The sequence below is a fragment of the Roseateles cavernae genome (assembly GCF_040187885.1).
GTDB lineage: Bacteria > Pseudomonadota > Gammaproteobacteria > Burkholderiales > Burkholderiaceae_C > Roseateles_E > Roseateles_E cavernae.
In genome coordinates, this window is sequence record NZ_JBDPLH010000001.1 from 704,452 (window position 1) to 720,066 (window position 15,615).

A 15,615-nucleotide genomic window follows, 5' to 3' on the forward strand; every position below is an offset into this window, starting at 1 on the left:
TCCGGCCATGCACCCACCACCCGACTCGCTGCGCCAGACGGCCGCGCTGGCCTTGACGGCGCTGCTGCTGGCTACCGCCCGGCCGGCCGGCGCGCTGGACCTGAACGCGATGTGGGATTTCGGCAACCCCGCGCTCAGCGAGCAGCGTTTCCGCGCCGCGCTGGTCCAGGCCAGTGGCGACGAGGCGCTGATCCTGCAGACCCAGATTGCCCGCACCCATGGCCTGCGGCGCGATTTCGAGGCGGCGCGCACCGTGCTGGCCGCCATCGAGCCGCAGCTCGCGAGCGCCGGCCCCGAGCCGCGCGTGCGCCATGCGCTGGAGCTGGGCCGCAGCTACAGCTCGGCCACCCATGCGCCGGCCACCCAGACCGCAGAGACGCGCGCCCTCGCCCGCGCCGCCTACCTGCGCGCGCTGGAGCAGGCGCGCGCCGCGCGGCTGGACGGCCTGGCGGTGGACGTGCTGCACATGCTGGCCTTTGTCGACACCGCGCCGGCCGATCAGCTGCGCTGGGGTCGCGAGGCGCTGGCCCTGGCCCAGGCCTCCGAGCAGGCGGACGCGCGGCGCTGGCGCGCCACGCTGCACAACAATATCGGCATCGCGCTGCGCGAGCTGGGCCGGCCCGAGGAGGCGCTGGCCGAGTTCCGCACCGCGCTGGCGCTGCGCCAGGAGGCCGGCGAGACGGCGCGGGCCCGCATAGCGCAGTGGATGGTCGCCAACCAGCTGCGTCTGCTGGGCCGCGCCGACGAGGCCCTGGCCCTGCAGCTGGCGCTGGCGCGGGACAACGCCGCAGCCGGCGCGCCCGACCCCTATGTGTTCGAGGAGCTGGAGGCGCTGTACCGGGCGCGCGGCGATGCGGCCCAGGCCGATCACTACGCGCGGCTGCGCGCCGCCGGCAAGCCCTGACCCTGGCGCCCCTCAGGGACGCGTCTGGCCGTCGTGCCGCGCACGCTTGATGCTGCGGCTGTTGCGGTCCTGACGCTGCTCCAGCCGCAGCGCCTCCTTGCCGGTGACGCGGCCATCGGCCTCGACCCGCTGCTCCAGCCGGGCGGTCCTGGCCTGCTGGTGCTCCAGGCGCAGCTGCTCGCGACGGGTCAGCTGGCCGGACTCGATGCCGGCCGCGATGCGGCCGGTCTGGCGTTCCTGGCGCTGATCGACGCGTTGCTCTTGATGATCGGCCCAGCCGGCCTGGGCGCTGCCGACAGCCAGGCTCAAAGCGGCGATGGAGATGAAGCTGCGAACCACAGTCATGGTGCTTCCTTTCGGGGTTGAGAACAAAAAGTTGGTCTACGGCGCTTGAACCCGCGCCAGCCGGCCGGCTTACGGCCTGGCGGCAAATCCCTGCACACCGCTCGGATTTGCCGTAAGAGACTGCGGCCGGCCGGGTTCAATAGTCATGCAAGCCCCTGCCCTCGCCGCCCATCGCTTCGGTTATGCCGAGACCAGCCTGCGCGCCATGCAGGCCGACCCGCGTGCCTGGGTCCAGGCCCAGTTCGCTGACGATCGGCAAGACCCGACCCCTTTCGACGCCAGCGGCCTGCCCGGCAGCGCGAACGCGCTGGCGCTGAGCGCCGAGCTGCTGCAGGCGCTGCGCCAGCCGGGCGAGACCGAGGCGGTCCGTGAGGCCAGGCAGCGCCTGCGCGCGCTGAACGCCGCCGGCCTGCAGCGCCGCTGGCAGCACATCATCACAACCGAGTCGCCGGTGGCCGAGCGCTGGGTGCAGTTCTGGGCCAATCACTGCTGCGTCGCGGCCACCAAGCTGGCGGTGGCCGGCCTGGTGTGGCCGCATGAGAACGAGGCAATACGCCCGCAGGCGCTGGGCCGCTTCGAGGACCTGCTGCGCGCCTCGACCCTGCATCCGGCGATGCTGCTGTACCTGGACAATGCGCAGTCGATAGGCCCGCAGTCGCGCGCCGGCCGGCGCCGCGAGCGTGGCCTGAACGAGAACCTGGCGCGCGAGCTGCTGGAGCTGCACACGCTGGGAGTGGGTGGAGGCTACACCCAGACCGATGTCACCGAGACCGCCCGCCTGCTGACCGGCTGGACCGTGCGCCTGCGTGGCGACGGCCGCGCCGGCTTCGAGCCGGCCCTGCACGAACCGGGGCCGAAGACGGTTCTGGGCAGGCGCTATCCGGAAGGCCCGCAGGCCCTGGACCTGCTGCTGGCCGATCTGGCCCGCCACCCGGCCACGGCCCGCCATCTGGCGCTGAAGCTGGCCCGGCATTTCGTCACCGACGATCCGCCGGCCGCCCTGGTCGACGCGGTGGCCGCCCGCTTCCTGGCCAGCGACGGCGATCTGCGTGCCACCGCGCAGGCCCTGTTCTCCCATGAGCAGAGCTGGCGCGCCGAGCATCGCCCCAAGTTCAAGCGGCCCGAGGAGCTGCTGCTCTCGGCCCACCGCATGCTGAAGCTGCCGATTGGGCCGCAGCAGCTGGGCGCCGCCAGCCAGGCCTTGCTGGCGATGGGCCAGGCGCCGGGCCGTGCGCCCTCGCCGCAGGGCTGGCCCGACCGCAGCGAGGACTGGCTCTCGCCGGACGCGCTGCTCAAGCGGGTGCAATGGGCCGAGCGCTTCGCCCAGGACCATGCCGATGCGGCCGATGCCCGGCTGCTGGCCCCACTGAGCCTGGGCCCCGATCTGGGCGCGACCACACGGCAGCAGATCGAACGCGCGGCCAGCCCGGCCCAGGCGCTGGCGCTGTGGCTGGCCAGCCCCGACTTCCAACGGAGGTAAGCAGATGATGACGCGCATCGACACACAACGCCGGCTTCTGCTCCAAGGCCTGGGGCTGGCCACCCTGCTGCCGACCCGCCTGGCCCTGGCCGCCGGAAAAAACACCGTACCCGAGGCGCCGCGCCTGGTGGTCGTGATGCTGCGCGGCGCGCTGGACGGGCTGGCGGCGGTGCCGGCCCCCGGCGACCCGGCCTGGGCCGCGCTGCGCGGTGCCGATGGCCCGGCCCCGCTGCCACTGGACGGCTTTTTCGGTCTGCATCCGGCGCTGACCGGGCTGCAGCGCTGGTGGGGCGAAGGCCAGCTGCTGCTGCTGCATGCGGCGGCCAGCCCTTACCGCGAGCGCTCGCATTTCGATGCCCAGCAGCTGCTGGAAAGCGGCGGCGAGCGGCCCTTCGAGCTCGGCACCGGCTGGCTGGGCCGGGCGCTGCAGGCCAGCGGCCAGGGCAGCGCGGTGGCGCTGAGCAGCAGCCTGCCGCTGGCGCTGCGCGGTGCCCAGCAGGCCGGCACCTGGACACCGGCGCGGCGCGCCGGCGCCGACGAGGACCTGCTGGCCCGCGTCGGCCAGCTCTACCAGGACGACGCCGCGCTGTCCGCCGCCTGGCAGCGGGCGATGGCCCAGCAGGGCATGCTGGGCGGGGAGTCGGCCGGCACGGGTAATGGTTTTGCCGCGCTGGCCCGCCAGGCCGGCACTTTTCTGGCGGCCGAACAGGGTCCGCGTGTCGCCTGGCTGGAAGCCAATGGCTGGGACACCCACACCAACCAGGCCGGCCGTTTGCAGCGCCTGCTGGCAGGCCTGGATGAGGGCCTGCTGGCGCTGCGCGAGGCGCTGGGCGCGCAGTGGCCGCACAGCACGGTGCTGGTGATGACCGAGTTCGGCCGCTCGGCGGTGCTGAACGGCAGCGGCGGCACCGACCATGGCACGGCCGGCATGGCCTTGCTGGCCGGTGGCGCGGTGGCCGGCGGTAAGGTGCTGACCGACTGGCCCGGCCTGGCCCGGACCCAGCTGCTCGATGGCCGCGATCTGCGCCCGACCCTGGACCTGCGCCAGCTGATCGCGGCCCTGTTGCAGCGCCAGTTCGGCCTCAGCCAGGCCCAGCTGGCGGGCGGCGTGCTGCCCGGTGTGAGCGCCCGTGAGCTGGCGCTGTGGCGCGCCTGAGCGATGATGGTGAACAGGATGAAGGCAACGCTGATCTCTCTTCTGCTGGTGGGCCTGGTCTGCGCGGCGGCCCGGGCCGCACCGCCGGCCGTGCCCGACCCGCAGGACTGGGCGCGGCTGACGCCCGAGCAGCAGCAGGAGCGCCGCAGCGAGCTCAAGCAGCGGCTGCAGCAGGCCACGCCGGCCGAACGCCGCGAGTTCCGCGAGCAGCTGCGCCAGCGGCTCGAGACACTGAGCCCGGCCGAGCGCCGCGCGCTGGTCGCCCAGACCCGTGAGCGCTGGGATCAGCTGCCGCCCGAGCAGCGCCGGCGCATGGCCGAGCAGCGCCGCCAGGAGATCCAGGCCATGTCGCCCGAGCAGCGCCGCGAGCTGCTGCGGCAGCGCCGGGCCATGCTGGACAAACTCAGCCCCGAGGAGCGGCGGGCACTGCGCGAGAAGCTGCCCGAGCGATGAGCGACAGCGCCGCTGCCACCGCGCCCGGCCTGCTGGCCCGCTGGTTCGGCCGCGCGCCGCGCCAAGCCGGCGAGGACTGGGCGCTGTGGCGCCGCGCCTGCGAGGGCGAGGCGCTCGCGGCCACCGAGCTGGTGCGCCGGCTGACACCCCAGGCCCATGGTCTGGCCCTGCAGCTGCTGCGTCGCAGCGAGGACGCCGAGGATGCGGTGCAGGAGTCCTTTCTGCGCCTGTGGGGCAGCCGGCCCAGCGATGCCCGCGGCGCCAGCCTGGCCACCTTCTTCAACACCATTGTGATCAACCGCTGCAAGACCTGGCTGGGCCGGCGCCAGGAGCTGGCCACCGAACAGGCGCTGCTGACCGAGCTGGCCGATGCCCAGCAACAGCTTGTCGAGCCTGCCCCGGCCCGATGCGCTGGCGAGTTGACCGCCGCCATGCAGCGCCTGCCGGCGCGCCAGCGCATGGCGCTGGCGATGTGGGCCTATGCCGATGCCTCGGTGGCCGAGATTGCCGCCACGCTGGACCTTGAACCCAATGCCGCCCACCAGCTGCTGCACCGCGCCAAGCTGGCGCTGCGCCAGCAGCTACGGGAAGGAGAGTCATGATGAAGCCCGATGAAGCCGGCGCTGACGAAGCGCTGCGCCAGACCCTGCGCACCGGCCTCCACGCGGCCGACGATTCCCGTGAGGCGCTGCAGGCCCGCGTGCTGGCCCAGTGGCGCCAGCGCCATGCACCGCTGTCCGCCGAGGCCAGGCTGGCAAGCGCCGGCGGGCAGGACTGGCCCGCCTCGCGCCCGCGGCGCTGGCTGGGCGCCGCCGCGCTGGCCGCGACCCTGCTGCTGGCGCTGGCCTGGTGCAGCCGGCCCGACCCGGCGCTGGACGAGCTGATGCAGCTCGATGTGCTGTCGCAGATCGCGATCGGCGAGCTGTAGCAGCCCGCTGTCGCCGAGGCGATGCCCGGCCGGCCCGGCCCTGCCTATAGTCGGCGCATGGACGCCACGACAAAAACCCATGCTTTCGAAGACTTCCAGGTCGGCCAGGTGCGCGAGTTTGGCGGCCGGGTCGTCGACAAGGCCGAAGGCCTGAGCTTCGCCGCCGCCTACGACCCGCAGCCCCTGCACCTGGACGAGGAGGCCGCCAACGCCTCGGTGCTGGGCGGGCTGTCGGTCAGCGGCTGGCACACCTGCGCGATGGTGATGCGCATGATGTGCGATGCCTACCTGCTGGACTCGACCAGCCAGGGCTCGCCGGGCATTGACAATCTGCGCTGGCTCAAGCCGGTGCGCCCCGGTGACACCTTGCGGGTACGCATGACGGTGCAGGAGACGAAAGCCAGCAAGAGCCGCCCGCAGCTCGGCCTGGTGCGCTCGGCCTGGGAGGTCTTCAACCAGCGCGACGAGGCGGTGATGACGATGGAGGGCTGGGGCATGTTCGGCCGACGCGAGGCCACAACCACCAGCTGACGAAAACTTGCCGTTCGCCGCCCCCGGCCGCCGTTCGGGACATCGCCGCGCGGCACTTGTCGCAAGCCTGCTCATAATCCGCTCGCATCAAGCAAGGAGCATGGGCAGATGGCGATGTGCAGAAGAATCCTGGCGCTGGCCCTGCTGGCCGCGGCGCTGGGCCAGCCGGCCAGGGCTGCGACAACACCTGGCCCCACCGAGCCCTGCCGCATCGAGGGCGTGGCCACCGAGCTGCGCTGTGGCCGGCTGCAGCGGCCGCTCGACCCCGGCCAGCCGCAGGGCCGGCAGATCAGCGTCCACTATCTGGTGGTGCCGGCGATGGCGCGCAACAAGCAGCCCGACCCGGTGCTGCTGCTGGCCGGCGGGCCCGGGCAGAGCGCGATCGAGATCGCCGGCCGGGTCCTGCCTCGGCTTGCGCGGCTGAACAACCGGCGCGACCTGGTCTTCATTGACCAGCGCGGCACCGGTCGCTCGGCGCCGCTTCAATGCGCCGATGACAGCCGCCTGGCGATGGCCGAGGCGCTGGACCCGCAGGCCCAGCAGCGCCGCCTGGCGCAATGCCTGATCGAGCTGCAGAAGCTGCCCCATGGCGATCTGCGCTTCTACACCACCACGATCGCGATGCAGGACTTCGACGCAGTGCGCGAGCAGCTCGGCGCCGCGCAGTGGAATCTGGTCGGCGCCTCCTACGGCACACGCGCCGCGCTGGAATATCAACGCCTGTTTCCGCAGCGGGTGCGCCGCACGGTGCTGGACGGCATGGCGCCGCCCGATATGGCCTTGCCGGCCAGTTTCTCGACCGACGGGCAGGCGGCGCTGGACGCGGTCTTCAAGGCCTGCGAGGACGAAGCCGCCTGCAAGACCGCCTTTCCCCGGCTGCGCCAGGACTGGGCGACCCTGCTGCAAGGCCTGCCTCGGCAGGTGGTGCTGGCGCATCCGCTCAGCGGCGCGCCCGAGCGGCTGACGATCACGCGCGAGCTGCTGATGCGGGCGGTGCGCGCGCCCATGTATGTGCCAGCCTACGCAGCCGGGCTGCCGGCCGCGATCAATGCGGCGGCCGGTGGGCGCTTCGAGGCGATCTCGGGGCTGAGCGGCGCGCTGGGCAGCAGCCGCAGCGGCAAGCTGGCGATGGGCATGCACTTGTCGGTGATCTGCAGCGAGGACCTGCCGCGCCTGGAGCGCACGGCCGATGCGCCGGGCGCCGACTTCGGCCGCATCGATGCCGAGTTCTACCGACAGGCCTGCGCGCAGTGGCCGCGCGGCACGGTGGCCGAGGCCTTCTACCGGGTGGGCGCCGCGCCCGCGCCGGTGCTGCTGCTCAGCGGCGGGGCCGACCCGGTGACACCGCCGCGCCATGGCGAGCGCATCGCCGGCGCGCTGGGCCCCAAGGCCCGCCATCTGCAGGTGCCGGCGGCCGGGCACGGCGTGCTGTCCATCGCCTGCATGGGCGAGCTGCTGCACCGCTTCATCAACAGCAAGACCGAGGCCGAGGCGCTGGCCGTCGAGGCCGCTTGCGCCGCCAAGATGCCGCGACCGACGGCGGTATTCCCCATCCAGACCGCGACGCGATGATCAGCATCAGCCAGCTCAGCAAGCAGTTCACGTCCCGGCCCGGCGGCTCGGTATTCAAGCGCGCCCCGAAGCAGATCGTGCGGGCGGTGCAGCATCTCGATCTGGAGGCACCGAACGGCCGCATCACCGGACTGCTGGGACCGAACGGCGCCGGCAAGACCACCAGCCTGCGCATGCTGGCCGGCCTGTTCGCGCCGGACAGCGGCGCGATCAGCGTCGACGGCATCGATGTGCGGCAGGCACCGCAGCAGGCGCTGGCGCGCATGGGGGTGCTGGGCGATGCCCATGGCCTCTATCCGCGCCTGTCGGCGCGCGAGAACATCGTCTATTTCGGGCGGCTGCAGGGCATGGAGGCGGATGCGGCCCATGCGCGCGCCGAGGCGCTGGCCGAGCTGCTGGACATGCGCGCCATCCTGGACCGGCGCAGCGAGGGCTTCAGCCAGGGCGAACGGATGAAGACCGCGCTGGCCCGCGCCCTGGTGCATGACCCCGCCAATATCGTGCTGGACGAGCCGACCAACGGGCTCGATGTGCTGGCCACCCGCGCGCTGCGCGAGGCGCTGCGCCATCTGCGCTCGCCGGCCGGGGGCAGCAAATGCATCGTCTTCTCCAGCCACATCATGCAGGAGGTCGAGCTGCTGTGTGACCATGTCGTCGTGATGGCTCAGGGGCGGTCTGTGGCCGAGGGCTCGGTGGCGGCGCTGCTGGAGCGCACCGGTCAGCAGCGCTTCGAGGACGCCTTCGTGGCGCTGGCGTTTGCCGACACGCTGGAGGCGCGGCCATGAGCAAGAGTTTCACGCGCGCGCTGCGGGTGGTGTTTGCCAAGGAGGTGGTCGACGCGCTGCGCGACCGCCGCACGCTGCTGAGGCTGCTGATTCCGGCGGTGCTGATGGGGCCGCTGCTGCTGCTGGCCTTGTCCGGCCTGATCGCCTCGCTGGAGGAGCGGGCCGAGAAGCGCGAGATCCTGGTCGTCGGCATCGAGCACGCGCCGACCCTGCGCAACTTCCTGGAGCGCCAGACCTACACGATCAAGACCGCGCCGGCCGACTACGAGGCCGGGCTGCGCGCCACCACCCTGCTCGATCCGGTGCTGGTGATAGGCCCGGACTTCGAGGCCGCGCTGGCGCGCGGCGAGCAGCCGGCCGTGGAGCTGGTCAGCGACAGTGCCAACCAGCGCGCCAGCGCCAGCGTCGGCACGCTGGGCCGGCTGCTGCAGGGCTTCAACCGCGAGCGCGCCGGCGTGCTGCTGGCGCTGCGCGGCGTCTCGGCCAGCCTGCTGCAACCGGTGCTGGTGGAAGAGCGCGATCTGGCCAGCACACAGGCGCGCGCGGCGCGGCTGACGGCCATCGTGCCGATGTTCATCATCATGGCCGTGCTCTACGGTGCGCTGACCGCCGCGCTGGACAGCACCTCGGGCGAACGCGAGCGCGGCTCGCTGGAGCCGCTCCTGATGAACCCGGCCCCGCATATGGCCCTGGTGCTGGGCAAATGGGGCGCGGTAGCCCTGCTGGGCATGGTGGTGGCCGTGCTGGCCAATCTGAGCTTCATCCCGGCCCAGCGCCTGATCCAGAGCGACAGCCTGCAGGCGATGTTCCAATTCGGCGGCTACGAGGTGGCGGTGTTCGTGCTGCTGCAGCTGCCGCTGGCGGCCGGGCTGGGGGCGCTGCTGATGGCCATCGCGATCCGCACCAAGACCTTCAAGGAGGCCCAGGCCAGCACCACCATCGTCATCACGCTGGTGGCCTTGGCGCCAATGGTGAGCCTCTTGAACCCGGGCGGCGAGGCGGCCTGGTATTACTGGGTGCCGGGCCTGGCGCAGAACAGCCTGATGATGCTGGTGCTCAAGGGCGAGGCCCTGCCCTGGCCCAAGCTGCTGCCCTCCTTGGCCGTGGGCGTGGCGCTGACCTGGGTCTGCCTGGCCTTCGTGGCCCGCTCGATGCGCAGCGCGGTGGCGCGGTGAGGGGTGGTTGATCGCTTCAGTGCAGACCGAGCACGCGCTGCACCTCGTTCTGCCAGGGCAACGCATGGACGATCTCGTTGAGCTGCAGCACCGACTGCATAGGCGCCAGCACCTCGCCGGCCGGGCTCAGGAACTGCAGATTGGTCACCAGCGACATCGGATCGACCATCGCGACCACGCCCTCGGGCAGGCGGATCCAGTCCCAGGCGACCCCGGCGGCGCCGCTGTCGGATTCACCGGTCCACAGGGTTTGCCCCAGGGCCGGATGCTCCGCGTCTCCCGACACCAACACCCGGGTGCTTAAATGCGCGAAATGCAGACGCGGTGCGCGTTCCGCCTCACACAAAATTCGCGGCCATGCGTACACAATCCAAGCTGGAGTCATTGTCTATAGATTTTCGGGTGCGGTTGTGGAACCAAGCGTTCTGGGTGTTGCCAGTTTGCTGACGGGCAACGTAAATCGCTAGCTGTAAACCTTGTCAGGGATATGACGTCCGGCGTCGCAGCTGCGGCCCGGTCAAGCCATTGGAAACAAGTTAGATGCTGCAGGGCGGTTACCAGTCGGTGCTCGAAGCCAGAACCCGTGATGAATTTCGCGGGGAGATCAGTCGCTTCACGGAAGCCTTGGAGTTCGAGACCTTCTCTGCGATCACCGTGGTCGACCATGCAATCGGAAAATCCGAGTTCATTGCTATCGACAACTGCCCGCCCGGCTTTAATGACGCATTGAATGATCCCAAGCTGGGCCGGATCGACCCGGTGATGCAGCATTGCAAGCGCCATAGCGTGCCCATCGTCTGGGATAGGCAGACCTATGTCCGCCATGAGGCGACGGACCTGTGGGAAACCCAGGCGCGCTTTGGCTACCGCACCGGCATCTGCCTGGCCCTGCATCTGCCCGAGGGGCGGCACTTCGTGCTGGGCGTGGACCGCGACAAGGCCTTGCCCAAGGACACCACCGAGCTGACCCGGCTGGTGGCCGATCTGCAGCTGTTTGCCGTCCATGCGCTGGACGCGGCGATGCGCGTGCTGCTGCCGCCGGAGCAGCAGCTGGACGCGCCCAAGCTGACGCCGCGCGAGCTCGAGTGCCTGCGCTGGACCATGGAGGGCAAGACGGCCTGGGAGGTCGGCGCGATATTGAGCATCACCGAGCGGACGGCAGTGCTGCATATCAATAACGCGATGCACAAGCTGGGTAGCCATAACAAGCATCAAGCCGTTCTCAAAGCGTTGCGCTTAGGCCTAATACGCTAGCACGCTGCCGTACATCCCCCACTGTAAGAGTTGACAGTTACTCATGAATGTTCTTGCTGCTCAAATTCGTTCTGTGCACTTCCTCGCACTTCAACGAATTTGGAGCCGGTCATGCAAAATCAAAAGCAAGTTTCCCCGTCGCAAACCCTGTCGAACGACAAGCTGGCAGCGCCTCGCGAAATCGACGCCAGCCTGCTGCATCTGGTCAGCGGCGGTGCACCGAAGAACACCTGGGGCGCACAGACTCTGTCCACCCAGGCCCCCAAGAACACCTGGTAAGTCACAAGTTTTCGCTGTCATCGGCTCGCGTGAGCGGGCATCAGTTTTGCCGAGTCTGAATGCTGTTTCGTAAAGAGGCGCTGGCCGGCCAGCAACAAGCCTGGCTTGGCAGCATTCAACTTCTCAGGCCCCTTTCGCTGAAGCTGCTCACGGCCGTTGCCGTGGGCAGTGTTTTTTTGGTCGTCACTTTCCTGTGCACGGCCGAGTACAGCCGCAAGGCCCGTGTCGCCGGCTATCTGGTGCCCGACCGCGGCGTGCTGCGCATCAGCTCGCCGCAGTCGGCCACGGTGCTGGCCCGCCAGGTCAGCGAGGGCCAGGCCGTCAAGGCCGGCGATGTGCTGTTCGTGCTGAGCCTGGACGCCGCCAGTGGTGCCGGCGAGGGTGTGGCACAAAGCCTGAGCGAGCGCCAACTTTCTCTGAATGAGGCAGCCGAGCAGCAGCGCCGCCTGGCCAGCCAGCAGGACGAGAGCCTGCGGGCACGCATCGCCACCTTGCAGCGGGAGCTGGCGGCCGCCGCCGTCGAGGCGCAGGCCTATGCCGAACGGCTGCGCCTGCTGCGCGAGGATCTGAGCAAGCATGAGGCGCTGCGCCAGCAGGGCTTCTACTCCGACACCCTGCTGCAGAACAAGCGCCAGGAGCTGCTGCTGGCCCAGGCCCAGGCCCAGAACCTGGCGCGCGAGCGCGAGGCCTCGCAGCGTGATCTGCTGGCCCTGCAGGCCGAGGCGCGCGAGCTGCCTTTGCGCAGCCAGGTGCAGCAGGGCCAGATCGCCCGCGACCTGGCCAGCCTGAAGGCGCTGGGCCTGGAGACCGAGGCGCGGCGCCGGCTGATCCTGCGCGCGCCCGCCGATGGCGTCGTCAGCACGGTGCAGGCCGAGCCGGGTCAGCCGGTCAACCCCTCGACGGCGCTGGCCCAGGTGCTGCCGGCGCATACCCAGATGCTGGCCCATCTGTATGCGCCGTCCAGCGCGGTCGGCTTTGTGCGCCCCGAGCAGGCCGTGCGCCTGCGCTACCAGGCCTTCCCCTATCAGCGCTTCGGTCATCAGCACGGCCGGGTGCTGCAGGTCTCGCGCACCCCGCTGGCAAGCCAGGATCTGGCGGCTCTGCCGCTGGGCGAGAACAGCGGCAACGAGCCGCTGTACCGGATTACCGTTGCCCTGGAACATCAGTCGGTGGCCGCCTACGGGCAGGAACAGCCGCTGGCGGTCGGCATGCAGCTGGATGCCGATGTGCTGCTGGAGAAGCGCCGCCTGATCGAGTGGATTTTCGAACCTTTGCTGAGCCTGGCCCGACGTGTCTGAGTCCTTGTTGAACCGCCTGCACCTGGGCTTGGGCCGGCGCTCCAGGCTGCCGCTGATCCTGCAGACCGAGGGCGCCGAATGCGCACTGGCCTGCCTGGCGATGGTGGCCAGCTTCCATGGCCAGCGCTGCGATCTGGCCGAGCTGCGCGGGCGCTTCTCGCTGTCGCTGAAGGGCGCGACGATGGCCGACCTGGTCCGGATGGCCGACCAGCTGGGCCTGGCCAGCCGTGCCTTGCGCGCCGAACCCGAGCATCTGGCCCAGCTGCAGCTGCCCTGCATCCTGCACTGGGACTTCAAGCATTTCGTCGTGCTGGCCGAGGTGCGCGGCGACCGGGCGCTGCTGCACGACCCGGTGGCCGGTCAGCGCTGGATCACGCTGGCCGAGCTGTCGCGCCACTTCACCGGCGTGGTGCTGGAACTGCGGCCCGGTGCCGATTTCGCGCCCAAGCCGGCGCCGCCGAAGATACGCTGGCAGCAGCTCCTGGGCCGCATCACCGGGCTGAAGCGCTCGCTGGCCCAGATCCTGGCGCTGGCGCTGGCGCTGGAGCTGCTGGTGCTGCTGTCGCCCTTCTTCATGCAATGGGTGGTGGACGGGGTGCTGGTCAGCGCCGACCACGACCTGCTGGTGACGCTGGGCCTGGGCTTCGGCCTCTTGGTGCTGCTGCAGGTGGGCATCGGTGCGCTGCGCTCCTGGGCCGTGCTGCAGCTCTCGGCCAGCCTGAACCTGCAGTGGCTCAGCAATGTGTTCACCCATCTGCTGCGCCTGCCGCTGGCCTGGTTCGAGAAGCGCCATCTGGGCGACATCCTGTCGCGCTTCGGTAGCGTGCAGCAGATGCAGCAGACGCTGACCACCCACTTCATCGAGGCCTTGCTGGACGGGCTGATGGTGCTGATCACGCTGGTGATGATGTGGATCTACAGCCCGCGTCTGGCCCTGGTGGCGCTGGCCGCCGTGCTGGCCTATGGCCTGCTGCGCTGGGTCTATTTCCGGCCGCTGCGGCTGGCCTCGGAAGAAGCCCTGGTGCACGAGGCGCGGCAGACCAGCCACTTCCTGGAATCGCTGCGCGGGGCCCAGGCCGTCAAGCTCTTCAATGCCCAGGCCGACCGCAGCGCGCGCTTTGCCAATCTGGTGGTCGAGACCATGAACGCCCTGCTCGGCACGCACCGGCTGGAGCTAGGCATGGGCGTGGCCAACAAGCTGCTGTTCGGGCTGGAGCGCGTCATCATCATCTGGCTGGGCGCGCTGCTGGTGCTGGACCGGCAGCTGTCGGTGGGCATGCTGTTCGCGTTCATGGCCTACAAGGAACAGTTCAGCCTGCGCATCAGCGCGCTGATCGACAAGGCGGTGAGCCTGAAGATGCTGGGCCTGCAGGGCGAGCGTCTGGCCGATATCGTGCTGACCGCGCCCGAGCCGAACGAGGCCCCCGCCCTGCCCCGCCCGGTCGAGCAGGCGGCGGCGCTGGAGCTGCGCGAGGTGTCGTTCCGCTATGCCGACGGCGAGCCCGAGGTGATCTCCGGCTGCAGCCTGCACATCGAGGCCGGCGAGTCGGTGGCCATCGTCGGCCCCTCGGGCTGCGGCAAGACCACCTTGCTGAAGCTGATGCTGGGCATCCATGCGCCGCAATCGGGCGAGATCCGGCTCGGCCAGCAGGCGCTGTCGCAGATCGGCCTGCAAGACTGGCGCGCGCGCATCGGCACGGTGATGCAGGACGACCAGCTGTTTGCCGGCAGCATCGCCGACAACATCTCCTTCTTCGACCCCGAGGCCGATGCGGACTGGATCGAGCGCTGCGCGGTACTGGCCTGCGTGCACGAGGACATCGTCGCGATGCCCATGGCCTATGAAAGCCTGATCGGCGATATGGGCTCCAGCCTGTCCGGCGGCCAGCGCCAGCGCGTGTTGCTGGCGCGCGCGCTGTACAAGAAACCGGCCTTCCTCTTCCTCGACGAGGCCACCAGCGCGCTGGACGTGGAGCGCGAGCGCCAGGTCAATGCCTCGCTGCGCCAGCTGCCGCTGACCCGCATCGTGATCGCACATCGGCCGGAGACGATTGCGGCGGCCCAGCGCGTCATCACCTTGCAGCAGGGCCGGGTCGCGCAGGACTTGCGCAGCGTGCCACCACCGGGCGCCCAAGCCTAGCTATCGCCACGATGGCCAGATTCAACTGGTCGGCCCAGATGGGAATCATTAGCATTCTCCTATCCAAATTTCGGCATCGATAGGGGTAACACCATGGCCAAAACCGCCAGCTTCGGCATCCTGCACCTGGGCACCGCCTTTGGCGTCACCTATGCGCTGACCGGCGATGTCGCGATCGCCGGCGCCGTGACCTTTGTCGAACCGATGGTCAACACCGTGATGCACTACTTCCACGACAAGCACTGGGACCGCATCGCCCAGCACCTGCCGCGTCTGACTCAGTTCTCCGGCCTCAATCGGGCTTGATCTTGGCGCGGGCGATCACGGCCTTCCAGCGCTGCTGCTCCTGGGCGATGAAGCTGGCGAACTGAGCGGAGGTGTTACCCACCGGCTCGGCGGCATCGGTGGCCAGGCGCTCCCTGGCGCTGACCGAGCGGATCGCCTTGACGGCCTCGACCGCCAGCTTGTCGATATGGGCCTGCGCCATCGAAGCCGGTGCGTTCAGCCCGTACCACTGCGTCATCTCGAAGCCCGGGAAGCCCTGTTCGGCCACGGTCGGCACATCGGGCAGCTGGGGCAGGCGCTCCTTGGAGCCGGTGGCGATGCAGCGCAGCTTGCCGGTCTTGATGAATTGCAGGATGGCCGGCGCACCGACGGCCGCCGCATCCAGCCGGCCGGCCAGCAGATCGGTCAGCTGCGGGCCGGTGCCGCGATAGGGCACGTGCAGGATGAAGAGATTGCCGGCCATCTTCAGGTATTCGAAAGCCAGGTGGCCGGCGCTGCCATTGCCGGCCGAGCCGTAGTTGAGCTTGCCGGGCTTGCTGCGTGCCAGCGCGACGAATTCCTTGAGATCCTTGGCCGGCACATCCGGATGGACCACATAGAGGCTGGGCACCTTGGCCAGCAAGGTCACCGGCTTGAAATCCTTGTTGGTGTCGAAGGGCAGCTTGTCGTAGATGAAGGGGTTCACCGCCAAGGTGCCGATATGGCCCAGGATCAGTGTGTGCTGGTCATCGGCACGGGCCACCTCGCCCATCGCGATATTGCCGCCGCCGCCAGGCTTGTTCTCGACATAGACGGTCTGGCCCAGGGTCTTGCTGAGCTCGAAGGCGGTGGCGCGGGCGACGATCTCGCTGCTGCCCCCCGGTGCAAAAGGCACGACCAGACGCACCGAGCGGCTCGGCCACGGGCCGGCCTGCGCGGCAGCCGGCAGGCCCACCAGGCCGGCGGCACCGGCCAGGCCGGATTGAAGAATGAGGCGGCGATCTACGGGCATGGGCTTGTCTCCATCGTTGTTGTGGAGCCAGTCTAGGCC

Annotated in this window: 18 protein-coding genes; 15 read left to right on the top strand and 3 right to left on the bottom strand. The window is 69.9% G+C overall.

All coding sequences use genetic code 11. The features are described from left to right. The first annotated feature begins 7 nt into the window (after nucleotides 1-7). Nucleotides 8-904, top strand: a complete 897-nt coding sequence (locus ABGI63_RS03425) for a tetratricopeptide repeat protein (RefSeq protein WP_349741065.1) — start codon at nucleotides 8-10, stop codon at nucleotides 902-904. Between the two features lie 12 nt (nucleotides 905-916). Here the strand turns inward: ABGI63_RS03425 and ABGI63_RS03430 are convergent, their stop codons facing one another. Further along, nucleotides 917-1,249: a hypothetical protein gene (locus tag ABGI63_RS03430; RefSeq protein ID WP_137945390.1), complete on the bottom strand. Its 333-nt coding sequence runs from the start codon at nucleotides 1,247-1,249 to the stop codon at nucleotides 917-919. A gap of 145 nt (nucleotides 1,250-1,394) precedes the next feature. On the opposite strand from ABGI63_RS03430, the gene ABGI63_RS03435 reads away from it, so the two are divergent. From ABGI63_RS03435 to ABGI63_RS03475, 9 genes are all read left to right on the top strand, one after another. Beyond that, on the top strand, nucleotides 1,395-2,729 hold the full coding sequence (locus tag ABGI63_RS03435) for a DUF1800 domain-containing protein (protein WP_349741066.1): 1,335 nt from the start codon (nucleotides 1,395-1,397) through the stop codon (nucleotides 2,727-2,729). Between the two features lie 4 nt (nucleotides 2,730-2,733). Further along, on the top strand, nucleotides 2,734-3,885 hold the full coding sequence (locus ABGI63_RS03440; RefSeq protein WP_349741067.1) for a DUF1501 domain-containing protein: 1,152 nt from the start codon (nucleotides 2,734-2,736) through the stop codon (nucleotides 3,883-3,885). Between the two features lie 18 nt (nucleotides 3,886-3,903). Then, the gene (locus ABGI63_RS03445) at nucleotides 3,904-4,338 is read left to right on the top strand and encodes a DUF3106 domain-containing protein (RefSeq protein ID WP_349741068.1); all 435 of its coding nucleotides are present in this window, start codon (nucleotides 3,904-3,906) and stop codon (nucleotides 4,336-4,338) included. Beyond that, entirely contained in the window at nucleotides 4,335-4,940 is a 606-nt protein-coding gene (locus tag ABGI63_RS03450; protein WP_349741069.1) for an RNA polymerase sigma factor, read from the top strand. Before ABGI63_RS03445 ends, ABGI63_RS03450 begins: the two co-directional genes overlap by 4 nt. After that, entirely contained in the window at nucleotides 4,940-5,266 is a 327-nt protein-coding gene (locus ABGI63_RS03455; protein WP_269839614.1) for a hypothetical protein, read from the top strand. The genes ABGI63_RS03450 and ABGI63_RS03455 overlap by 1 nt, the downstream gene beginning before the upstream one ends. Before the next feature lie 57 nt (nucleotides 5,267-5,323). Next, nucleotides 5,324-5,797: a MaoC family dehydratase gene (locus tag ABGI63_RS03460; protein ID WP_349741070.1), complete on the top strand. Its 474-nt coding sequence runs from the start codon at nucleotides 5,324-5,326 to the stop codon at nucleotides 5,795-5,797. Nucleotides 5,798-5,905: 108 nt separating this feature from the next. After that, complete coding sequence (locus ABGI63_RS03465; protein WP_349741071.1) at nucleotides 5,906-7,369, top strand: alpha/beta hydrolase; 1,464 nt, start codon at nucleotides 5,906-5,908, stop codon at nucleotides 7,367-7,369. Beyond that, nucleotides 7,366-8,154 carry an ABC transporter ATP-binding protein gene (locus ABGI63_RS03470; protein WP_349741072.1) on the top strand — a complete coding sequence of 263 codons (789 nt, stop codon included), beginning with the start codon at nucleotides 7,366-7,368 and terminating at the stop codon, nucleotides 8,152-8,154. The genes ABGI63_RS03465 and ABGI63_RS03470 overlap by 4 nt, the downstream gene beginning before the upstream one ends. Then, nucleotides 8,151-9,329: an ABC transporter permease gene (locus ABGI63_RS03475; RefSeq protein ID WP_349741073.1), complete on the top strand. Its 1,179-nt coding sequence runs from the start codon at nucleotides 8,151-8,153 to the stop codon at nucleotides 9,327-9,329. Before ABGI63_RS03470 ends, ABGI63_RS03475 begins: the two co-directional genes overlap by 4 nt. A gap of 16 nt (nucleotides 9,330-9,345) precedes the next feature. Here the strand turns inward: ABGI63_RS03475 and ABGI63_RS03480 are convergent, their stop codons facing one another. Further along, a complete protein-coding gene (locus ABGI63_RS03480; protein ID WP_349741074.1) occupies nucleotides 9,346-9,615 on the bottom strand; it encodes a DUF4902 domain-containing protein in 270 nt (89 codons plus the stop codon). A 254-nt stretch (nucleotides 9,616-9,869) separates the two neighbouring features. Here ABGI63_RS03480 and ABGI63_RS03485 point away from each other — a divergent pair, with 254 nt between their 5' ends. The 5 genes from ABGI63_RS03485 (at nucleotide 9,870) to ABGI63_RS03505 (ending at nucleotide 14,606) form a co-directional block, all read left to right on the top strand. Next, complete coding sequence (locus ABGI63_RS03485; RefSeq protein ID WP_349741075.1) at nucleotides 9,870-10,583, top strand: helix-turn-helix transcriptional regulator; 714 nt, start codon at nucleotides 9,870-9,872, stop codon at nucleotides 10,581-10,583. A 111-nt stretch (nucleotides 10,584-10,694) separates the two neighbouring features. After that, the gene (locus ABGI63_RS03490) at nucleotides 10,695-10,862 is read left to right on the top strand and encodes a hypothetical protein (protein WP_349741076.1); all 168 of its coding nucleotides are present in this window, start codon (nucleotides 10,695-10,697) and stop codon (nucleotides 10,860-10,862) included. 59 nt (nucleotides 10,863-10,921) lie between these two features. Further along, nucleotides 10,922-12,160, top strand: coding sequence for an HlyD family secretion protein (locus ABGI63_RS03495; RefSeq protein WP_349741077.1), 1,239 nt, complete (start codon nucleotides 10,922-10,924; stop codon nucleotides 12,158-12,160). 4 nt (nucleotides 12,161-12,164) lie between these two features. Then, nucleotides 12,165-14,300 carry a peptidase domain-containing ABC transporter gene (locus tag ABGI63_RS03500; RefSeq protein WP_432767383.1) on the top strand — a complete coding sequence of 712 codons (2,136 nt, stop codon included), beginning with the start codon at nucleotides 12,165-12,167 and terminating at the stop codon, nucleotides 14,298-14,300. Nucleotides 14,301-14,393: 93 nt separating this feature from the next. Next, nucleotides 14,394-14,606 carry a DUF2061 domain-containing protein gene (locus tag ABGI63_RS03505; protein ID WP_349741079.1) on the top strand — a complete coding sequence of 71 codons (213 nt, stop codon included), beginning with the start codon at nucleotides 14,394-14,396 and terminating at the stop codon, nucleotides 14,604-14,606. On the opposite strand, the gene ABGI63_RS03510 is transcribed toward ABGI63_RS03505, so the two are convergent. Then, nucleotides 14,593-15,576 (bottom strand): Bug family tripartite tricarboxylate transporter substrate binding protein, encoded by a 984-nt coding sequence (locus tag ABGI63_RS03510; RefSeq protein WP_349741080.1) that lies wholly within the window; start codon nucleotides 15,574-15,576, stop codon nucleotides 14,593-14,595. The genes ABGI63_RS03505 and ABGI63_RS03510 overlap by 14 nt on opposite strands. Nucleotides 15,577-15,615: the final 39 nt, after the last annotated feature.